This window comes from Enterobacter sp. R4-368 (assembly GCF_000410515.1).
Lineage (GTDB): Bacteria > Pseudomonadota > Gammaproteobacteria > Enterobacterales > Enterobacteriaceae > Kosakonia.
Genome location: NC_021500.1, coordinates 744,821 through 765,660 on the forward strand (window position 1 = coordinate 744,821; position 20,840 = coordinate 765,660).

The 20,840-nt window shown below is 52.0% G+C and carries 20 protein-coding genes and 1 other RNA gene; 8 read left to right on the forward strand and 13 right to left on the reverse strand.

Annotation, left to right across the window (positions count from 1 at the left end):
• Positions 1-17: 17 nt before the first annotated feature.
• Positions 18-1,274 carry an autotransporter strand-loop-strand O-heptosyltransferase gene (locus tag H650_RS03365; protein WP_044489667.1) on the reverse strand — a complete coding sequence of 419 codons (1,257 nt, stop codon included), beginning with the start codon at positions 1,272-1,274 and terminating at the stop codon, positions 18-20.
• Between the two features lie 790 nt (positions 1,275-2,064).
• On the opposite strand from H650_RS03365, the gene ynhH reads away from it, so the two are divergent.
• From ynhH to H650_RS03375, 3 genes are all read left to right on the forward strand, one after another.
• Complete coding sequence (gene ynhH / locus H650_RS26055; protein WP_419177756.1) at positions 2,065-2,259, forward strand: protein YnhH; 195 nt, start codon at positions 2,065-2,067, stop codon at positions 2,257-2,259.
• A gap of 14 nt (positions 2,260-2,273) precedes the next feature.
• Complete coding sequence (gene pykF, locus H650_RS03370) at positions 2,274-3,686, forward strand: pyruvate kinase PykF (RefSeq protein ID WP_016496308.1); 1,413 nt, start codon at positions 2,274-2,276, stop codon at positions 3,684-3,686.
• Positions 3,687-3,996: 310 nt separating this feature from the next.
• Positions 3,997-4,233, forward strand: coding sequence for a major outer membrane lipoprotein (locus H650_RS03375; RefSeq protein WP_007374746.1), 237 nt, complete (start codon positions 3,997-3,999; stop codon positions 4,231-4,233).
• Positions 4,234-4,303: 70 nt separating this feature from the next.
• Here the strand turns inward: H650_RS03375 and ldtE are convergent, their stop codons facing one another.
• The 7 genes from ldtE to sufA form a co-directional block, all read right to left on the reverse strand.
• A complete protein-coding gene (gene ldtE, locus H650_RS03380; RefSeq protein WP_016496309.1) occupies positions 4,304-5,320 on the reverse strand; it encodes a L,D-transpeptidase LdtE in 1,017 nt (338 codons plus the stop codon).
• A gap of 102 nt (positions 5,321-5,422) precedes the next feature.
• Positions 5,423-5,839, reverse strand: coding sequence for a cysteine desulfuration protein SufE (sufE, locus tag H650_RS03385; RefSeq protein ID WP_016496310.1), 417 nt, complete (start codon positions 5,837-5,839; stop codon positions 5,423-5,425).
• A 14-nt stretch (positions 5,840-5,853) separates the two neighbouring features.
• Entirely contained in the window at positions 5,854-7,074 is a 1,221-nt protein-coding gene (sufS, locus tag H650_RS03390; RefSeq protein WP_016496311.1) for a cysteine desulfurase SufS, read from the reverse strand.
• Positions 7,071-8,342, reverse strand: a complete 1,272-nt coding sequence (sufD, locus tag H650_RS03395) for a Fe-S cluster assembly protein SufD (protein ID WP_016496312.1) — start codon at positions 8,340-8,342, stop codon at positions 7,071-7,073. Before sufD ends, sufS begins: the two co-directional genes overlap by 4 nt.
• Positions 8,317-9,063, reverse strand: coding sequence for a Fe-S cluster assembly ATPase SufC (gene sufC, locus H650_RS03400; protein ID WP_016496313.1), 747 nt, complete (start codon positions 9,061-9,063; stop codon positions 8,317-8,319). Before sufC ends, sufD begins: the two co-directional genes overlap by 26 nt.
• 17 nt (positions 9,064-9,080) lie before the next feature.
• The gene (gene sufB, locus H650_RS03405; RefSeq protein WP_016496314.1) at positions 9,081-10,568 is read right to left on the reverse strand and encodes a Fe-S cluster assembly protein SufB; all 1,488 of its coding nucleotides are present in this window, start codon (positions 10,566-10,568) and stop codon (positions 9,081-9,083) included.
• An 8-nt stretch (positions 10,569-10,576) separates the two neighbouring features.
• The gene (gene sufA, locus H650_RS03410) at positions 10,577-10,933 is read right to left on the reverse strand and encodes a Fe-S cluster assembly scaffold SufA (RefSeq protein WP_016496315.1); all 357 of its coding nucleotides are present in this window, start codon (positions 10,931-10,933) and stop codon (positions 10,577-10,579) included.
• A 491-nt stretch (positions 10,934-11,424) separates the two neighbouring features.
• On the opposite strand from sufA, the gene H650_RS03415 reads away from it, so the two are divergent.
• From H650_RS03415 to H650_RS03425, 3 genes are all read left to right on the forward strand, one after another.
• Positions 11,425-11,568, forward strand: a complete 144-nt coding sequence (locus tag H650_RS03415; RefSeq protein WP_147271666.1) for an Ecr family regulatory small membrane protein — start codon at positions 11,425-11,427, stop codon at positions 11,566-11,568.
• 160 nt (positions 11,569-11,728) lie between these two features.
• Positions 11,729-12,520, forward strand: coding sequence for an alpha/beta fold hydrolase (locus H650_RS03420; protein WP_016496317.1), 792 nt, complete (start codon positions 11,729-11,731; stop codon positions 12,518-12,520).
• 639 nt (positions 12,521-13,159) lie between these two features.
• Positions 13,160-13,900: an EAL domain-containing protein gene (locus H650_RS03425; protein ID WP_016496318.1), complete on the forward strand. Its 741-nt coding sequence runs from the start codon at positions 13,160-13,162 to the stop codon at positions 13,898-13,900.
• 65 nt (positions 13,901-13,965) lie between these two features.
• Here the strand turns inward: H650_RS03425 and H650_RS03430 are convergent, their stop codons facing one another.
• The 4 genes from H650_RS03430 to ydiJ form a co-directional block, all read right to left on the reverse strand.
• Positions 13,966-14,316: a hypothetical protein gene (locus H650_RS03430; RefSeq protein ID WP_233500380.1), complete on the reverse strand. Its 351-nt coding sequence runs from the start codon at positions 14,314-14,316 to the stop codon at positions 13,966-13,968.
• Positions 14,317-14,387: 71 nt separating this feature from the next.
• Positions 14,388-15,305, reverse strand: a complete 918-nt coding sequence (gene lpxP, locus H650_RS03435; RefSeq protein WP_016496320.1) for a kdo(2)-lipid IV(A) palmitoleoyltransferase — start codon at positions 15,303-15,305, stop codon at positions 14,388-14,390.
• A gap of 208 nt (positions 15,306-15,513) precedes the next feature.
• Positions 15,514-15,924, reverse strand: a complete 411-nt coding sequence (gene menI, locus H650_RS03440; RefSeq protein ID WP_016496321.1) for a 1,4-dihydroxy-2-naphthoyl-CoA hydrolase — start codon at positions 15,922-15,924, stop codon at positions 15,514-15,516.
• Complete coding sequence (gene ydiJ / locus H650_RS03445) at positions 15,921-18,977, reverse strand: D-2-hydroxyglutarate dehydrogenase YdiJ (RefSeq protein WP_016496322.1); 3,057 nt, start codon at positions 18,975-18,977, stop codon at positions 15,921-15,923. The genes menI and ydiJ overlap by 4 nt, the downstream gene beginning before the upstream one ends.
• A gap of 208 nt (positions 18,978-19,185) precedes the next feature.
• Between ydiJ and ydiK the strand changes: the two genes are divergently transcribed.
• Positions 19,186-20,292 carry an AI-2E family transporter YdiK gene (gene ydiK, locus H650_RS03450; RefSeq protein WP_016496323.1) on the forward strand — a complete coding sequence of 369 codons (1,107 nt, stop codon included), beginning with the start codon at positions 19,186-19,188 and terminating at the stop codon, positions 20,290-20,292.
• Positions 20,293-20,480: 188 nt separating this feature from the next.
• An RNA gene (gene rprA / locus H650_RS24330) (antisense sRNA RprA) lies at positions 20,481-20,588 on the forward strand.
• A 19-nt stretch (positions 20,589-20,607) separates the two neighbouring features.
• On the opposite strand, the gene H650_RS03455 is transcribed toward rprA, so the two are convergent.
• Complete coding sequence (locus tag H650_RS03455) at positions 20,608-20,814, reverse strand: hypothetical protein (RefSeq protein ID WP_016496324.1); 207 nt, start codon at positions 20,812-20,814, stop codon at positions 20,608-20,610.
• Between the last annotated feature and the right edge of the window lie 26 nt (positions 20,815-20,840).

A 20,840-nucleotide genomic window follows, 5' to 3' on the forward strand; every position in this document is an offset into this window, starting at 1 on the left:
AACCCGTCTCTCATCCGTCAGGCGGCATGTTGATCGGGGTCTGCCAGTGCTGTTGTTTTGATGCCAAAGGGATTACTTCGCAGGGCAATCAGCCGACGAAGATGACCGATGACCTGCTTACCAGTGATAAAACGTGTGCATTCGTACTGCCGGTCCGTGCCTTTGTGGCGCGGACACCAGAAATAGTCCTGATGGTCAAAATTAAATCGCACGTCATCCCAGCAGCCGTTGCAGACATGGGTGTTGATGACGCGCCAGGGGGTATGAAATTCGCTGTTCGGCAGGCTGAATCCACTGATCAGCACCACCGGAATATGGCAACCCCAGGCAAGCCAGGAGAGACCGCTGCCGAGGCCGATAAAAAATTCGGCGTGTTCCAGCAACGCCACGCGTTCAGCGAGGGGCAGATTGCCGGTGAAATCTTCCGCGCCGTGGGGGATTTTGTTCCAGATGTACCCGCGGCCTACCACGCGCTCTTTGTCGATACACAGCACGCGGTAGCCCTGCGCTTTCAGATAGTCGATCACTTCATGCCAGCCATTGCCGTTGTTCCAGAATTTGGCCTGGCTGGTGGACTGGGTCGCGATGCAGACATAGGGTTCAGCGATACGACGCGCGCTACGCTGGCGCAGGTCCGGAACGATTTCTGTGGGATCGACGCCGAGAATATGTCCGGCGGTACGGTGCAGACCGACAGCGCGAAAATCAAATGGCTGCTTGTCGAGATCGCCGTGAAAAAAGAGCCCGACGCGCCAGCTGGCGTAAGGCGGCTCACTCACGCCCGGCCCGGCCAGCCACTCTTCGGGGGTAGCACAATTGAGCTGCGGATAGACCGGCTTGAAGAGATCGACGATCGGCTGTGCCATGGTGCAATGAACGTTGCACTGGTACGTCTGCCGAAAGCGTTCAGCGTAAGGCACCCAGCCGATGAGGTCGCCCAGCGTACCGCCGGGAAAGGAGATCAGTACCGTTTTGCCGCGCATATCCAGAGCGTGGTCCAGCACGGGCTCCGGCTGGACGCCGTCCCAGACCCGCAGACGAAACGGCACGTAATATTTTTTTGTGCTGATTACCCAGCCCTGCGCGACATCGTCGGCAAACAGAATATTTCCCGTTTCGTCATCGCTTATTTCTACCCGCCAGTTACCGGCTGGCAACAATAACCGGGCACCGTCATTAAAATCGTACAGGATGCCCATCGGTCCCTGCTGGGTCGGAATTTCTGGCGGCGGAATAAAAGCATATCCCTGTCCAGCAACAGCGGAAGTTGTCATCACCCAACCTTCATCATGAGTAAACGCATTTAATAAGGCTGGCAGTAAATAATAAGCAGGCACCAGCCGACCTCCGGAGTTAATAATCCGGAACGAAATTTTTTATAAATTTTTCGGGTCTCATCAAGAGTCGCTTAAGAGTAGTAACAAGGCGTTTTATTGCAAATTCTTTCTAAAAGTTAAAGACCATAAGTATCAACAATTTAGTTTTTCACTACTTTCGCAATTCATTCTACTTTTTAATAAAAAACAAGCAGTTAACCATAAACAAAAGCAAGCATTTTAAGATTATCCTTAAAACAAATTTCATGCAAAAACGTGATGTTAATTCAGAAATATAAAATATATTTCCACCCTTTTAAGCAGTACTCATTAGATATATCCGCCTCGCTGATGCAAAAGAGAGAAGTAAAAACCCGCCGCCCCGGCGATTAATTAAAAAGCAAACTGGCGCACATTTTTTATTAAATTAATACCCACAACCCCTTGCGCATAAAAAACAAACAGAAAAATCTTATTGTTTATTTTTCAATCTCAGGAGGCGAGAAAGTAAATAAGCGGAGCCGTAGAAGATAAATAACACGGCGTGAGAGTGGTTCAAACTGATGCCATTACGATGGCCAGGCTGCGGGCTGCCTCGGCTACGCAACGGTTGCGCAATTTTGTGATAACGGTTACACAACAAATCGACAATGATGATAAATTCGTATTTTGAAACGGCGTTTTTAATTCCTTTCTGTCGATGTCGACGCTATAATGCCGCCATCCTAATTTGAATGGATTCAGCTGATTGAACTGTAAAACAAATTACTCACATCAATTTTTCCCCGATCTGGCTGAATCTCAGGCACACATTCTTCTGCACGCTTTTTTGATGTCACCTATCCTTAGACTGTGGCATCGCTCTTTTCGCAACACAGGTTTGACTCCGGAGCCGTGCGCTAACCGGAGCGTAAATTCCCAATCCTTCTCAACTCAAACTTAAAGACCAGAACTGTCATGAAAAAGACCAAAATTGTTTGCACCATCGGTCCGAAAACCGAATCCGAAGAGATGCTGGCGAAAATGCTGGACGCTGGCATGAACGTCATGCGTTTAAACTTCTCTCACGGTGACTATGCTGAGCACGGCCAGCGCATCAAAAACCTGCGCAACGTGATGAGCAAAACCGGTAAAAAAGCGGCAATTCTGCTGGACACCAAAGGTCCGGAAATCCGCACCATCAAGCTGGAAGGTGGCAACGACGTCTCCCTGAAAGCAGGTCAGACTTTCACCTTCACCACTGACAAATCTGTTGTCGGCAACGCGGATACGGTTGCCGTGACCTACGAAGGTTTCACCAACGATCTGAGCGTTGGCAACACCGTACTGGTAGACGATGGTCTGATCGGTATGGAAGTGACCGAAATCGTTGGCAATAAAGTTATCTGTAAAGTGCTGAACAACGGCGACCTCGGTGAAAACAAAGGCGTTAACCTGCCAGGCGTTTCCATCGCCCTGCCGGCGCTGGCTGAAAAAGATAAGCAAGACCTGATCTTCGGTTGCGAACAAGGCGTCGACTTTGTTGCGGCCTCCTTTATCCGTAAACGTTCTGACGTGGTTGAAATTCGTGAGCATCTGAAAGCTCACGGTGGCGAGAACATCCAGATCATCTCCAAAATTGAAAACCAGGAAGGCCTGAACAACTTCGACGAAATCCTCGAAGCCTCTGACGGCATCATGGTTGCGCGCGGCGACCTGGGCGTAGAAATCCCGGTTGAAGAAGTGATCTTCGCGCAGAAGATGATGATTGAAAAATGTATCCGCGCTCGCAAAGTCGTTATCACTGCGACCCAGATGCTCGACTCCATGATTAAAAACCCGCGTCCGACCCGCGCTGAAGCTGGCGACGTGGCGAACGCCATCCTCGACGGCACCGACGCCGTGATGCTGTCTGGCGAATCCGCTAAAGGGAAATATCCGCTGGAAGCGGTGACCATTATGGCCACCATTTGCGAGCGTACCGATCGCGTGATGACCAGCCGTCTGGATTTCAACAACGACAGCCGTAAACTGCGCATCACGGAAGCGGTTTGCCGTGGCGCTGTTGAAACCGCTGAAAAACTGGAAGCTCCGCTGATTGTTGTTGCGACTCAGGGCGGCAAATCTGCCCGCGCTGTACGTAAATATTTCCCGGACGCCACTATTCTGGCGCTGACCACCAACGAAGTGACCGCACGTCAGCTGGTGCTGAGCAAAGGCGTTATCCCGCAGCTGGTGAAAGAGATCTCTTCTACAGATGATTTCTACCGTCTGGGTAAAGAAGTGGCGCTGGAAAGCGGCCTGGCAAGCAAAGGCGACGTAGTTGTTATGGTTTCCGGCGCACTGGTTCCGAGCGGCACTACAAACACGGCTTCTGTCCACGTTCTGTAATAATCGCCGGACAATTCAGACTGATTAAAAAAGCGCCCTTGCGGCGCTTTTTTTTATATTCCCGCCCCCATTTAAAATAAAAAATCCAATCGGATTTCACTATTTAAACTGGCCATTATCTAAGATGAATCCGATGGAAGCTCGCTGTTTTAACACGCGTTTTTTAACCTTTTATTGAAAGTCGGTGCTTCTTTGAGCGAACGATCAAATTTAAGTGGATTCCCATCAAAAAAATATTCTCAACCTAAAAAACTTTGTGTAATACTTGTAACGCTACATGGAGATTAACTCAATCTAGAGGGTATTAATAATGAATCGTACTAAACTGGTACTGGGCGCGGTAATCCTGGGTTCTACTCTGCTGGCTGGTTGCTCCAGCAATGCTAAAATCGATCAGCTGTCTTCTGACGTTCAGACTCTGAACGCTAAAGTTGACCAGCTGAGCAACGACGTGAACGCAATCCGTTCCGACGTTCAGGCTGCTAAAGATGACGCAGCTCGCGCTAACCAGCGTCTGGACAACCAGGCTCACTCTTACCGTAAGTAAGAGTTCCTGTAATGAAATGGCGCACTCGGTGCGCCATTTTTTTTGCCTGTAATTTGCCCTTCCTGTTCGCCTACTGCGTTACCGCCTCCTGTTGGGCTTCTGAATCCACCGTCGTACCTTTCGCATTGTTCTGTACGGACAACACACTTTCTTTCGACGCTGCCGCCGCTGTCTTAACCGGAATCGCTATCGGATAACCCGCCCTGCGATTCAACGCCTGCGTAATCATGCCACTATCACCGCCGGCATTATGAATAAACGCTTCCAGCGCGGGAGAGAAGGTGATCGGCACCGTCTGCGTATTTTCTTCAACCTTTTGTGCCAGCGGACGATGCACTTCAATAAAGTGCCGCCCGTCAGGCTCTACGGTGTATTTCACCGGTTCGTTGATAATCGTCACGCGCGTACCAGCCGCAACCTGTGCAAACAGCGCCTGGATATCCGGTGCATTCATGCGGATACAGCCTGAGCTGACCCGTAACCCAACGCTGTCCGGCGCATTGGTACCGTGGATAAGATATTCGCCATTGCCAATCCCCAGACGCAGCGCAAAGCGCCCTAAGGGGTTATTTGGCCCTGCGGGTATCACCGGTGGCAATTCAATGCCGTTGGCTAATGAACGCGCGCGAATGCCCGCTGTCGGTGTCCAGGTTGGGTTCGGGATCTTCTGGCTGACCCGCGTCACCGAAACCGGCGTTTCCAGCCCCTGTTGGCCAATACCTATCGGGTACACCTGCACACTATTTTTCCCAGGCGGGAAATAATACAGCCGCAACTCGGCCAGATTAACCACAATCCCTTCGCGCGGCGTATCGGGCAAAATCATTTGTGAAGGGATGGTGACGATCGTACCCGGCCTCGGTACGGGTGCAATCGTGTTATTGGCTTCAAGGATCAACATTGCTGCCGTGTCGAAATGACGGGCGATGGCCTGCAGGTTTTTATCCCCCGCCTGCACGGTGTAAGTCTGGTTTTGTCCAATAACGCGGCTCCCGTCGGCAGGCAGAGGATATTCTGCCGCACGAGCCACCTGGAGTGCGCTTAAAGCGCCGAAAAGACATAAGGAGAGCAAAGACGCGCGTTTCATACTGAAGTTCCTGTATCCACTGACAAGGTGTCAGAAAGCTGAAGATCCAGCGAGGCGTATAACGCCTCGCATCGTAACAGGATGAAAAATGGTCTTTTAAGTTTAGCTAATGTTGGCGGCTTTGTTGCGAATCGCGCGGATCATCGCCTCAAGCCCCTGTGAGCGAGAAGGCGTCAAATGTTGCGTGAGGGACATCTTTTCAAACCACGGGCGCACGTCAAACGCCACAATATCCTGCGCGGTCATCTGCTGATAGAGCACAAAGACGATGGCAATAAGTCCTTTGACAATCGCGGCGTCACTGTCGCCTGCCAGCTCAATCACCCCCGCTTCATTGCGGTGCATGACAATCCAGACCTGGCTCTGACAGCCCTGAATAACGTTCTCAGGATTGTGTGCGTCGGCGCTTAATTCCGGTAGACGCTGCCCCAGCTCAATAATATAGAGGTACTTCTCTTCCCAGTTGGCACAGCGGCTAAAATTGCGCAGCAGTTTCTCTTTATCGGGTAATGCGGCCATTTTTGCCTCTCACGTTAGCCCAGTAACTGATGAATGCGTTTCAGGCCAGTTACCAGACGATCCACCTCTTCTTCCGTATTGTACATAACCAGTGACGCGCGACACATGGCGGGAACATGGTAAAACGCCATCAGCGGCATCGCACAGTGATGGCCGGTGCGCACCGCAACGCCGTAATTATCGAGAAAACTGCCGACATCATAGGCGTGGTGTTTCCCGAGATTAAACGCGATGACGCCCTTGCGCTGCGCCGGGCCATAAAGCGTCAGATCCGGCACATCCGCCAGCGCATTGAGTGCGTAATGCATCAGCGTCTGCTCGTATTCACCAATCGCTTCCAGCCCCAGCTTGCGGACATACTCAATTGCCGCACCAAGCCCGATAATGCCGCCTGTGTTCGGCGTACCGGCTTCAAAACGCCACGGCGCTTTCGCATAAGTTGTGCCTTCGGTCAGGCTCACGGTGGCGATCATCGAGCCGCCCCCTTCCCACGGCGGCATATCCTGCAAGATAGCCTCTTTGGCATATAACACGCCAATACCCGTAGGCCCATACAGTTTATGCCCGGAGAAAACATAAAAATCGCAATCCAGCGCCTGCACATCCACCGGATGGTGCATGACCGCCTGCGCGCCGTCCACCAGCACTTTCGCACCATGCTGATGCGCCAGCGCAATGATTTCCGCTACCGGGTTTTCGGTGCCCAGCACGTTCGACACCTGCGTGATCGCCAGCAGCCGCGAGCGTTCATCCAGCAACGTTGGCAACACATCCTGTTGCAGCGTGCCATCCTGGTTAAGCGGGATCACGCGTAACTCCGCGCCCACGCGCTCGCACAGCATCTGCCACGGAACGATATTGGCGTGGTGTTCCATCGCGCTAATGATAATGTTGTCGCCCGCGCGCACCTGGCTGTTACCCCAGCTGTTCGCCACCAGGTTAATTCCTTCGGTCGTGCCGCGCACAAACACCAGCTCTTCCGGCAACCGTGCGTTAAGGAACGCCGCGGCCTGCACCCGCACGTTTTCCATTCGCTGGGTGGCTTCCGCACTGAGCGTATGAATACCGCGGTGTACCGCCGCATACCCGTGGCGGAAAAATTCAGCTTCGGCATCAATGACCTGGTTCGGTTTTTGCGCACTGGCCGCGCTGTCGAGATAGGCCAACGGTAGTCCGTTCACTTCACGCTGCAGCACCGGGAAATCGGCGCGAACGGCGTTCACGGGAAAACTCATACTCTGCCCCCTGCCAGGCGCTGGCTGATACGCGCCAGAACCTGTTGTTTCAATGCTTCGTCGCTAATGGCTTCCGTCAGTTCAGCCGCGAAAGCATGGATTATCATCTGTTGCGCCGCCTGTTGATTGATGCCGCGCGAGCGCAAATAAAACATCTGTTCATCATCAATGCGGCCTACCGTCGCACCGTGGCTGCATTTCACATCATCGGCATAAATTTCCAGTTGTGGCTTGGTATCCACCTCCGCCAGGCGTCCGAGCAACAGATTATTATTGGTCATCTGCCCGTCGGTTTTGATGGCATGTTGCGCAACTTTGATCAGGCCATTAAACACCGCGCGGCCTTTATCGCTGACGATGGTTTTATGTAGCTGGCGGCTGTTGCAGTAGCCCTGATTATGCTCAAGCCAGGTGCGGGTATCGCACACTTCCGCTTTCACCGGCATCGCCAGGCTGTTGATGCGCAACTGCGTGTTTTCGCCATTAAGTTGCGTGCTGGTGTTGTGGCGCAACACCGCGCCGCCGAGCAGGAAACTGTGGCTATCTGCCGCCGCATCCGCCGCAAGCAAGATGTCATTGTGCGCAAAGTGGTAGCTTTGCGGATTTTCAAACGCCAGTTTGACGTGGTGCAGGTGCGCATTCGCCGCCACATTCATCGTCAGGCGTGAGCCCGTAAAGTGGCGCGCATCGTTCAGGCTGACGTAATGTTCGTAAATTGTCGCTTCCGCCCCCTGGGCAAGCTCAAGATGGTGGCGATAATGGGCGGTATTCATCTCGTCGCCCGCCAGCCCTTGAGTAATATGCATAAGCAGCAACGGTTTAGCAGGACGCTGGTTACGCGCTACCTGAATCCAGGTCACGCTCTGCGCCAGGCTTTCTGTCAGATGCAGGAACACTTCCGGCTGCACCGGCGCAGGCAGCGCCTCCCGCACATCGGCAAATTTGACCTCAAAACCAGAACCCGCGGTGTCATCGCTCAGCGCCGCGTTAAACTGACCATCGACAAACACCAGTCGTACGGCATCCACCGGCAATGCCAGCGTATCGCGCTGCCCGGCACCAATCGTGCCAGAGGTACTCACAAACTGGCTGTTCAGTAAGCCTTCCAGCGGCGTGTATTTCCAGTTTTCATGTTTGCGTGTCGGCAACCCTAAACGCAGCATTTGCTGCAGATGCTGCTGCGCCGATTCAGAACGCGCACCGCCCTGCGTTTCAAACAGATGATGCCACTGTTGCAGCGCGTTACTGCTGTTCGGTAAGCCAGCCATAGCCCTGCTCCTCCAGTTGCTTAACCAGCGTGAAATCACCGGATTTCACGATGCGCCCCTGATACAACACGTGTACAAAATCCGGTTTGATGTAATCCAGGATCCGCTGGTAGTGCGTAACAATGATAAATGCGCGTTTTTCGTCACGCAGTGCATTCACCCCTTCGGCAACAATTTTCAGCGCATCAATATCAAGACCGGAGTCCGTTTCATCCAGAATGCACAGATCGGGTTCCAGCACCGCCATCTGCAGGATGTCGTTACGTTTTTTCTCACCGCCGGAGAAACCGACATTGACCGAACGGGTAAGCAGATCTTCCGGCATTTTCAGAAGCTTAATTTTTTCTTCCATTAGATCCTGGAAGTCAAAGCGATCCAGCGCCTCTTCGCCGCGATATTCACGCACCGCATTAAGCGCCGTTTGCAGGAAAAACTGGTTACTGACCCCTGGGATCTCTACCGGATACTGGAACGCCATAAACACCCCTTCACCGGCACGCTCTTCCGGCGAAAGCTCCAGCAAATCTTTGCCTTTAAACTCGACGCTGCCACCTACCACTTCGTAATCTTCACGTCCGGCCAGCGTCGCGGAAAGCGTACTTTTCCCGGAACCGTTCGGCCCCATAATCGCGTGGACTTCACCAGGACGCACGTCCAGGCTCAGGCCGCGCAGGATCTCTTTATCTTCAACGCTTACCTGCAAGTCTTTAATACTTAACATTTCTTATCCTTTAATTCTTAACCGACGCTGTGTTCAAGGCTGATAGCCAGCAGTTTTTGCGCTTCAACGGCAAACTCCAGCGGCAGTTCAGAGAAAACGTCTTTACAGAAGCCGTTGACGATCATGGAAATGGCATCGTCTTCACTGATCCCGCGTTGCAGACAGTAGAAGAGCTGGTCTTCACCAATACGCGATGTCGTGGCTTCATGCTCAAGCTGCGCGCTGTTATTACGGCACTCGACATACGGGAAGGTGTGCGCCCCGCAATCCGGGCCAATCAGCATCGAGTCGCACTGGGTGAAATTACGGGCATTGGTCGCTGTCGGCATGATTTTCACCAGCCCGCGATAGCTGTTCTGGCTGTGTCCGGCGGAGATCCCTTTGGAAATAATCGTCGATTTGGTGTTCTTGCCGATATGGATCATCTTGGTGCCGGTATCCGCCTGCTGATGCCCGCTGGTCAGCGCGACGGAGAAGAACTCACCGATCGAGTTATCGCCGCGCAGAATGCAGCTCGGGTATTTCCAGGTGATGGCCGAGCCCGTCTCAGATTGCGTCCACGACATCTTGCTGTTTTCGCCTTCGCACAGCGCACGCTTGGTCACAAAGTTGAGAATGCCGCCGGTGTTGTTATCCCCCGGGAACCAGTTCTGCACCGTGGAGTATTTCACTTCCGCGTCTTTGTGGATGATCACTTCCACCACTGCCGCGTGCAGTTGATAGCTGTCGCGCACTGGTGCGGAACATCCTTCGATATAGCTGACGTAGCTTCCTTCATCCGCCACCAGAATGGTGCGCTCGAACTGGCCGGTTTTTTCCGCGTTAATGCGGAAATAGGTCGACAGTTCCATCGGGCAACGCACGCCTTTCGGGATATAGATAAACGTTCCGTCAGAGGCGACGGCGGCGTTAAGCGCGGCGAAAAAGTTGTCATTGGAAGGCACCACCGTTCCGAGGTATTTTTTAACCAGTTCCGGGTGGTCATGGATCGCCTCGCCGAACGAGCAGAAGATGATCCCTTGCTCCGACAATTTTTCCCGGTACGTCGTTGCCACCGAGACGGAGTCAAAAATGGCGTCGACCGCCACGTCTTTACCTTCGCGTACCGGAACGCCAAGCTGGTTAAAGGCCTCTTCGACCTCTTCCGTCAGCCAGGCATTTGCACCGGTCTGTTGCACCGCACCGGGCTGCGAGGCGCACGTGTCGTCGCAATTGCCACAGGACGGTGCGGAGTAGTAACTGTAATCCTGATAATCCAGTTTTTCGTACTGCGCTTTCAGCCAGTGCGGTTCTTCCATCTCCAGCCACGCGCGGAAGGCGTTCAGGCGGAATTCGAGCATCCAATCTGGCTCGTTGCGTTTCGCTGAAATGGCCCGCACGACATCTTCATTGATGCCTTTTGCCAGCTCGTCGGTGCTCAACCGGGTAAAAAAGCCCTCTTTATAATTGAGGTTGCCGCCGGTCCAGATTTTAACATCGTCAGTTGCTTCAGTATTACGAGACATAGTACCGCCTATACCCCGAAACTTTCGCCACAGCCGCATTCGTGCTGGGCTTTCGGGTTATGAAATTTGAAGATCTGATTTAAACCTTCACGCACGTAATCCACTTCGGTGCCGTCGATAAACGGCATCGCTTGCAGCGGTACGTAAAGGCGTGCGCCGTCAGATTCGTAAAGCAAATCGTCTTCGTTCGGCTCCGTCACGGTATCGAGTACATAGCCAAAACCTGCGCAACCCGTCTGCTTGATACCCAGCCGTACGCCGAGCACGCCGGCCTGCTTACTGGCCAGCGCACGGATATGTTCTGCAGCAGCGGGTGTCATGGTTAGCCCCCGCCACGTAAAATCTTGCGGATTAAATGATTCCATCGTTTACCTCACATCAGCAGATCAAAGGTTCATAATGCTATGTTAGTGATAATGATTATCACTTCAACCTCTTTTCCGAAGGGTTATTCCCCACAAGCCCCTTTTTTCGGCACATGGTATAAGCATAGACTCTGCGCAAAGGCTTTACAGGTAAGTGAAAATTTGTTTAATAAATTGATAAATAATGACTTTAGCGGGCACAGCGGCGAGTAAGAGATGAAAACGAAAAGATGTATAGCCAATGCCTATTATTGAGATAGGGTTTCGGTATTTTTTACTGTAAAAAGTGACCCGCTTATCAAAACATTATCTTTGCGCATAACGGCGTCTTAGACGCATAACCCAAACTTCGGCGCTTTGCGTTATTAAATTAATCTCCAGTGATATCAATAGGCCGCACGTCGACGGCAAAATAGTCATAGTAAAAAGTTGAACTGGATGCTGGAATGAGTGTCCGAAAGCGAGGATTTTTTACCACATTTGAGCAAGTTATGGATAAAACAGCGTTGATTTTGTTACTGCTCGCGGTGGTGGTTCTGGTGGTGGGGTTATGGTCAATTTTCAGCGAAACGCTATGGATAGTAGCCAGCTTCCTGGAAACCTTGCTTTACCCAACTATCTCCACGCCGGAGTGAGGTTATGGTGTTCTGGCCGCTCTAGCGAAAATGGCACTGGGATAAGAAAAAACGTTCAAAAAATAAGAAATTACTCCCTCATTTCTCAGATGAAGTCAGTTATCTTCGTTTTTTTGAAAATGCGCTCACGTCGCTGAGCCATCAAACAAGGAGAGTATTGATGAATGCAAAACCAATGATGTCTTATTTAGATAGCGGAACGGGTTTTCCCGTGCTGTTGGGCCACAGCTATTTGTTTGATAAATCGATGTGGTCGCCGCAAATTGAAACGCTCAGCCAGCACTTTCGTGTGATAGCGCCAGATTTGTGGGGACATGGCGAATCCCCCGCGTTGCCAGGCTCCCCCTCCTCTCTGGCCGATATTGCTGCAGACCATTTGGCTTTAATGGATTCGCTCAATATCGACCAGTTTGCCGTGGTCGGCTTGTCGGTTGGTGGAATGTGGGGAGCAGAACTCGCTGCCGCCGCACCTGCGCGGGTTAAGGCGATGATGTTATTTGATACCTTTATCGGCGATGAAACCGATCTGGCGCGAGAGCGTTATTTCGCGATGCTCAACGCCATCGATGCGACTGGCACCCTTCCCCCGGAGTTACTCGACTATATCGTCGGTCAATTTTATTCGCAGTTTGCCGCGCCCGCAGATGTTCAGCAACTCACCGCTTATCTTTCCTCACTTTCTGCTGAGCAACTTCGCAGCAGTATTGTGCCGCTCGGTAAATTGATTTTCGGTCGACCAGATCGGATGACCATTCTGGATTCTGTGGCTTGTCCGGCGCATGTGGCAACTGGTGAACTGGATCTGCCGCGCCCGCCCGTGGAAGGGCGACAGATGGCTGAAGCATTAGGTTGTCAATTCACGCTGATTCCAAATGCGGCGCATATCAGTAACCGGGAAAATCCTGAATGTGTTTCACAATTGATCGTCGATTTCATGAAACAACATTGTTGATCCCTCATTACATTGCGAAAGCCAGGTAATTAGCCCACCCGGCGATAGTCTATTGCTAACCCTTTAATTAACCGGACGGGAAATACGTTTCCCGTTCGTTCTTCTTGTTATTCGAGACCAGGTTATTACTGTCATAAAACTGTCATTATATTTTTATGTTTGGCCATCTATTTTTAAACGCATCCTGAATACACCTTCAATACCTCGGTTAAACAGCAAGGCCCAAAAAACGAATAAAGATCCAGGCTTATAAACACGCGTGCATTACCAGCAGACATCTTACTAATGGTTAATATTGTTAATTCATTCGTGCTTTATTGTCATAAGCCAAACATCGGGCAGGAGCGCGTTAAGCATATTGGCGGCCAGTTACCTTTCTCACAACAAAACAACAACCTAACACAAACTCATTGTAAGTCTAACCACCACAAAACCGCCAAAATATAAATATTAAGAATAATCTTCTTTGTTAATTTATAGATTTAAGCGATCATTTTCATGATAGTAATAGATATAGACTATCAAAATAAGATAATCGATCATTTAAAACAATTTTCAATCATTATCAGGGCCTGTGTAGAATTGAAAATTGTTTATTAAGAATGTCCTGTTCTTTTGAGTAAGGGCGAAATCAGGAAAATGAAAATTAACACACTGGAAATTAATGGCAGAAAATTCCTGATGACGGCAGAGTTTCATCCCATCATTACTCTCTCAGGAAAAAACATTCTCCGCTATCAAGCGGTGGCGCAATTTTATAACGCTGAGGATTTTCTCATTCCCGCAGAGCAAATAGCCGCTCTGCTGGAAGAAACGGCGGTCAGCAGAAAAGTAACCGATTTTATTTTTGAAGTTATTTGTCATGTACTAAAAATGAAAGAAACAATGACGGTTTCATTCATTTTATCGTCGCAGCTGGCTAATGATATGGATCATCTTACCCAGCTCCTTGAACGCTGCCAGCACAGTAATATTGCCCCGCAACGTATCGAAATTGAGGTCAGTGACAAAATGACTTATCCTCAATTTATCAGTAAGTTACCTTCATTAAAGAAAGCCAAAGAGTATGGCTTTATGGTTTCACTCGGTAAATTTGGCTGTGGAAATGAACATGCAGAGCGCCTGCAATTGTTTGCGTTCAATACTATTAAAATCGATCGCTCCCTTGTCGATGGCATTGCCCGCCACCCGGCAAAACTTTCAACACTGCACCGTTTCATTGACAGCGTAATACCTGCCGGGACGAACGTGATTTGTGAAGGCGTGGATAGCACAGCCGACCTCGCTCTGCTTAACAGGTATAACGCCGGCGGTATTCAGGGGTACACCTTTTCCCGCCCGCTAACCTTTAAGCAACTCCAGTTACTGGAGGGATTTTAAACTCACATAAAAGCCGCTGGCGGGTGATTGGGTAAAGGCGCTATCCCAGGCAGGCTGCCCGTGTACTATTCCTCTGCGTTTTCGCGGGTGCAGACGATCGCTTTATCGTTGGTGTGCTTGCTGTCCGCATAGAAGAAGGCTTTTTTACCCGTTTCGATCTGCGTGATGATATGGATCGCCGCCCAGTTGGTAGCCTTATTTTGATCCTGGCTGTCGGTATAAATCAGCGAGCGGCCGGAATATTGATCGGAGATATCATACGGATTCTCCTGTGGATTCGTGTAATGTCGACCATTGACAGTGAGCCCATCCGGTTCGACGCTGGCGCGGTATTCATCACACTGCAGCGTGATACCCGCAGCCGATGAATACGCCGATAATAAGGCTAAACAGCCGCCCGCAATAAACTTGACCATAACCATCCCGTATACATGTTGTTGGCAACAGAATAATACAACGCCCCTGAGAAGGGGCGCGTTAACAAAGGTTAGTTATAAAGCGAAGGTTCGCCGACCGGGCGGGTTTTAAAACGCCGGTGGATCCAGAGATACTGCTCCGGTGCGCGCAGAATTTCGCGCTCAATCACTTTGTTCATGTAACTGGCGGCAGCAAACTCATCCTGAACCGGATAGTCGTTCAGCGCCTGGCCGATATGCAGCGAATAACCGGAGCAATCCTCTTTACGCACCATCGTGACCGTCAACATTTTCGCCCCGGAAAGGCGCGATAAAACGTAGGTGCCGTTGGTGGTGGCCGCGTTTTGCACACTGAAGAACGGGGCGAAAATACTGCCTTTGCGACCGTAGTCCTGATCCGGCGCGAACCAAACGGCTTCCCCTTGTTTCAGCGCATTGACCAGACCTTTCAGGTTACGGCGATCAATCATCGATTTATTGGAACGCATACGCCCGCGCGTCTGTACCCATTCCATCAACGCATTATTATGCGGGCGATAGGTTGCCATCATTGGCTGACAAAGCCCCATTACGCGCCCGCCCAGCTCCAGCGACATAAAATGCACGCCGACCACCATCACACCACGCTGGCTGGCCTGGGCGGTCTGCAAATGCTGATAGCCTTCGACATCAAACCAGCGGCGTACACGCTTATCCGACCAGAACCACGCCATGCCGGTTTCAATCAACCCCATGCCCAACGACATAAAATTTTTCGCAATCAGCCGCTCACGCAGTTCATCGCTCATATGGGGGAAACATAATTCGAGATTACGGCGGGCGATACGCTCACGGCGCTGCAGGAATCGACGTGATTGCCGCCCCAGCCCCGCGCCAAGGCGGGCAAGAACAGGATAAGGAAGTTGAACGAGCAGCCAGAGCAAACCTAATCCGGCCCATGTCACCCAATGGCGTGGGTGTAAAAATTCGCGCTTAAACGGTGTCATCATTGTTACCTAAAAGCCTTAATTCAGTAGCGCTTAAAGAGACAATGAATCACTTCATCAGGTCATTACGCGTTACAGCCACTCGCGTCGGTTGCTGACAACCGGGCGGTACATCCAGTGCCGGACAATATAGCACGAAGAGCTAAAATCTAATGCGCAGAATAATGAATAAAAAATGAAGATTTTTCGGCGGTTATACCGCCGAAAATGATTAGACAATTGCCGTGGTCAGCCGTGATGAACAACACAGGCGGGATTGTTCGTCATAAATATCGATTTGCCAGACCTGATGCCGCCCCCCCGTATGCAGCGCCCGACAAACACCGCGCACACGCCCGCTGCGCACCGAGCGCAAGTGGTTAGCGTTGACCTCCAGCCCCACCACTTTCTGTTCCCCTTCCGTACACAAATAGCCGGCAACAGAACCGAGCGTTTCCGCCAGCACCACCGACGCACCACCGTGTAACAGGCCAAACGGCTGATGAGTTCGTTGATCTACCGGCATGCTCGCCTCCAGCGCATCGTCACTGATGCGTTCAAAGCGAATATCCAGCAACCCCACCATATTGCCATCACCCATTGCATTCAGGGCTTCCAGCGTAACCGCACGTTTCCAGATCATCCCAAAATCTCCAGCAATGCCTGTAGTGGATGGCGCACGCCATTCCCTTCGATTCGTTTAACCTGGCTGCGGCAAGAGTAGCCGGTTGCCAGACAGCGATTACGCGGCAAACGCTGCATCGCCTGATGCCAGGAAAGCTCATAAATGCCCAGCGAACTGGCATGGTTCTTCACTTCATGACCATAGGTTCCGGCCATGCCGCAGCAGCCAACACTGACATTTTCCAGTACCGCGCCGAAACGCGCAAAAATCGACGCCCATTGCCCCGTAGCACCCGGTAGCGCAGTCACTTCTGTGCAGTGGCCGAACAGATACCAGGGCTCACCGCTGAGCGCGCGTTCACCGATGTTATCCAGCGCCGCTGGCAGCCATTCATGCACCAGTTGCACATGAAAGTCCCCACGCTTATCGCCTAACGCCAGCTTGTACTCGTCGCGGTAGCAGAGCACCAGCGCCGGGTCGACGCCGACCATCGGCATGCCCAGTTGTGCCACGCGGTTAAGGAAATCTGCGGTTTTTTGCGCCGTTTTGGCAAAGCGATTCAGGAAACCTTTAATGTGTTGCGCCTTGCCGTTTGGCGAGAAAGGCAACACGACCGGCGCGAAGCCAAGCCGTTCGACCAGACGAACAAAATCCGCTACGACCTGCGCATCGTAATAGCTGGTAAATGGATCCTGCACCACCAGCACAGTTTTCGCTTTCTGCGCGGCATCGAGCTGTTCAAGCTGCTCAAGCGTCATGTTCGCCGTGCGATGCCCGACCATCTGACGCTGCAATGACGGCACCGACAGCAACGGTAAATCCACCATGCCGATATGCTTCGCGGAAAGGGAACGCACCCACGGCTGGCTCATAAAAAAGTTAAATGTTTTCGGTGCGCGCGCCATTAATGGCGCATAGCTCTCAACCGTGGCGACCAGATGATCGCGTACCGGGCGCAGATAACGGCTGTGATAGAGCTGCAGGAAGCGTGACCGGAACTCCGGCACATCAATCTTGATCGGGCATTGTGTAGAGCACGCTTTACAGGCCAGGCAGCCGGACATCGCTTCTTTAACTTCATGCGAGAAATCATACTCGCCGCGACGGGCATGCCAGCTATTGCGCGTACGCTCGATTAATGTGCGCAAACTGGCCCGCTTTTCCGGCAGCTCTTTTTCCAGCTTAATTGGATCGATGCCACGATCGGCCAGCAGACGCAGCCATTCACGCACCAGCGTTGCCCGCCCTTTTGGCGAATGAATACGGTTCGCCGAGATTTTCATCGACGGGCACATCGGGCTTTTCACATCGAAATTAAAGCATAAGCCGTTACCGTTACACTCCATGGCGCCACGCCATGAGGAACGCACGGCAATAGGAATTTGCCGGTCAAGCGTACCGCGCTTAACGTCATCCACCTTCTTCATCGGCGCATCGATGCCTTCAGGCGGGCAAATTTTACCTGGGTTCAGCCGGTTTTCCGGATCGAACGCCGCTTTGATTTTGCGTAACTCACCATACAACTGCTCGCCAAAAAACGCCGGGCTATATTCGGCGCGGAAACCTTTCCCGTGCTCGCCCCACAGCAAACCGCCATATTTTGCCGTCAACGCCACCACATCATCCGAAATGGATTTCATCAGCACTTCTTGCTGCGGATCGCACATATCCAGCGCGGGCCGCACATGCAGCACCCCGGCATCGACATGACCAAACATGCCGTAGCTCAGGCCATGTCCATCAAGCAGCGCACGGAATTCAACGATGTAATCCGCCAGATGTTCCGGCGGCACGCAGGTATCTTCCGCGAAGGGAATCGGCTTGGCCGCGCCTTTCGCGTTCCCTAATAACCCCACGGCTTTTTTACGCATGGCGTAAATGCGCTCAATGCCCGTCAGATCTTCGCACAATTGCCAGCCAATCACGCCGCCTTCACCCTTAGCCATTAACGTATCGAGGCGCTGGCACAGCGACTGCACCTGCGCATCAATCAGCGGCTGATCGTCACCGGCAAACTCAACAATATTCAGGCCAAGCAGGGTTTTGTCCGGCACATCGGTAATCAGCTCTTTCACCGAATGCCAGACAATATCTTCCCGCGCCAGATTGAGCACTTTCGAATCTACGGTTTCGACGGAGAGCGCCCGCGCTTCCACCATAAACGGCGCATTGCGCAGCGCGGAATCAAACGAATCATATTTAACGTTCACCAGACGGCGAACTTTCGGCAGCGGCGTGATATCAAGGCGCGCTTCGGTAATAAACGCCAGCGTCCCTTCTGAGCCGGTCAGAATGCGGGTTAAATCAAATTCGGTCATCTCGTCATTAAACACATGACGCAGATCGTAACCGGTAAGAAAACGGTTCAGTTTGGGGAAGTTATCCAGAATCAGCTGACGGTTATCGCGACAGCGCTCCAGCACCGTTTTATAGATACGCCCGATAGCGGTGCTGGCATTACCCAGCGTTTCTGCCAGCGCCACCGGCATCGCCTGCGTATCGAGGATATCGCCACCCAGTAACACAGCGCGGACACCCAGCACATGGTCGGAAGTTTTCCCGTAAACAAGAGAACCCTGCCCGGAAGCGTCGGTGTTGATCATTCCCCCCAGGGTCGCGCGGTTGCTGGTCGACAGCTCCGGCGCGAAGAAGAAACCGTAAGGTTTCAAATACTGATTGAGCTGATCTTTGATAACGCCTGCTTCAACGCGCACCCATCCCTCTTCAGGATTGATTTCCATAATGCGGTTCATATAGCGGGACATATCAACGATGATGCCCTGGTTCAGCGCCTGGCCATTGGTGCCGGTACCGCCGCCGCGCGGAGTAAAGACTAGCGTACGAAAACGCGGCTCGGCAGCGAGGCGTGTGATCAAGGCAACGTCGGACGTTGAACGAGGGAAAACGACGGCATCGGGTAATAGCTGGTAAATACTGTTGTCTGTCGCCATCGTTAGCCTGTCGGCGTAGCTGGTGGCGGTATCACCGGTAAAACCTTGTTGCTCCAAAGCCTGCAAAAAATTCAGCACCAGTTGAACGACGCCCGGTGCCTGGGAAATCTGTGGGATCATTATGCTTGACCCTGCCTGACTGTTAGTGTTGTGAATAGTTAATCGTTTGCTTTAAGCATTCATCGTTGTATCACATTTTTTTCTTATGCGCCCATGAGAATTACAGGCAGAATCGGACTGTCCAAAACCGCTGAAATCATTAATCATTATCACTGGTGATTTCCAGAAACACCGAATTTTCAGCCACTCAATAAGGTGAGTAAATCGTATGGTTGATCTACGTCAGTCCAGGGATGTACCGCAAATCATGCTGTCGGTACTGTTTTTAGCAATCATGATTATCGCCTGTCTGTGGGTCGTCCAGCCCTTCATCCTCGGTTTTGCCTGGGCGGGAACGGTGGTGATCGCCACCTGGCCACTGCTGGTACGCCTGCAACGCGTGCTGTTTGGCCGCCGCTCGCTGGCGGTTTTAGTGATGATGATGCTGTTGATCCTGCTGTTTATCATTCCTGTCGCGCTACTGGTTAATAGCCTGGTGGACTCCAGCGGCCCGGTGATCCATGCCATCAGCACCGGCGCCATGTCACCGCCGGATTTAGCCTGGCTAAACAGCATCCCTTTCGTTGGTGAGAAGCTCTATGCGGGCTGGCACAGCCTGCTGGATATGGGCGGCAGCGCCATTATGGCCAAACTGCGGCCGTACGTAGGCGCGACAACCACCTGGTTTGTCGGCCAGGCCGCGCATATCGGACGCTTTATGCTGCACTGCGGCCTGATGTTGCTGTTCAGCGCCCTGCTTTACTGGCGTGGTGAGCAAGTTGCCAGAGGGATCCGCCATTTCGCCATTCGTCTTGCCGGGAAACGTGGCGATGCCGCTGTGCTGCTGGCAGGTCAGGCTATCCGCGCCGTAGCGCTTGGTGTGGTGGTCACCGCGCTGGTGCAGGCCGTGCTTGGCGGCGTTGGTCTGGCCATTTCCGGGGTGCCCTACGCCACGTTGTTTACCGTGGTCATGCTGATGACCTGTCTGGTGCAGCTCGGGCCGTTACTGGTGCTGGTTCCGGCCATTATCTGGCTTTACTGGAGCGGAGATTCCACCTGGGGCACCGTGTTGCTGGTCTGGAGCTGCATTGTCGCCACGCTGGATAACTTCATCCGCCCGGTACTTATTCGCATGGGTGCGGATTTACCGCTGATCCTTATTCTTTCAGGGGTAATTGGCGGACTGGTCGCTTTCGGTATGATTGGCCTGTTTATTGGTCCGGTATTACTGGCGGTTTCCTGGCGGCTATTCTCCGCGTGGGTGAATGAAGCGCCCGAACCGGTAGCGACAGATAATGCGCTAAGCGAAGTCGACGATTTAGATAACCCCTCCTGAAAATAATAAGGCGGGGTAGCCCGCCTTAATTATTATTAAGCGCTACTTATCATTTCAGACACGAAACCCCGATCAGATCCCTCTGAAAGCGAAATATTGCGCGATTTAGCCCATATATTCTTCACGTCCATTTAACTAATGAGACGAATCTGATCGACGCAAAAAATCGACATGCCTACTATTAGCTCACGGTTATAAATCAACACCTTGATTTATAAGCATGGAAATCCCCTGAGTGAAACAACGAATTGCTGTGTGTAGTCTTTGCCCATCTCCCACGATGGGCTTTTTTTTCGCCGCTTTCATTTCAAGCACTTATTTGCCGGATGCAGACGCGCTTCCGTTGCCGCTCACCGCGCAGGCGCCATTATCAATGGCTGCACCAATCGGTAGATAATCGAGTGCTAAATGCATCGTGCTCACATCGTGTCCGTCACAGTCACGAATATGATCGTTATACGACGCACAGCCATTAAGACCCGCGCATGCGAGCACGATATACATGAATAAATAAGCTTTCATTTGAATAACCTCAACACGATTGCAGG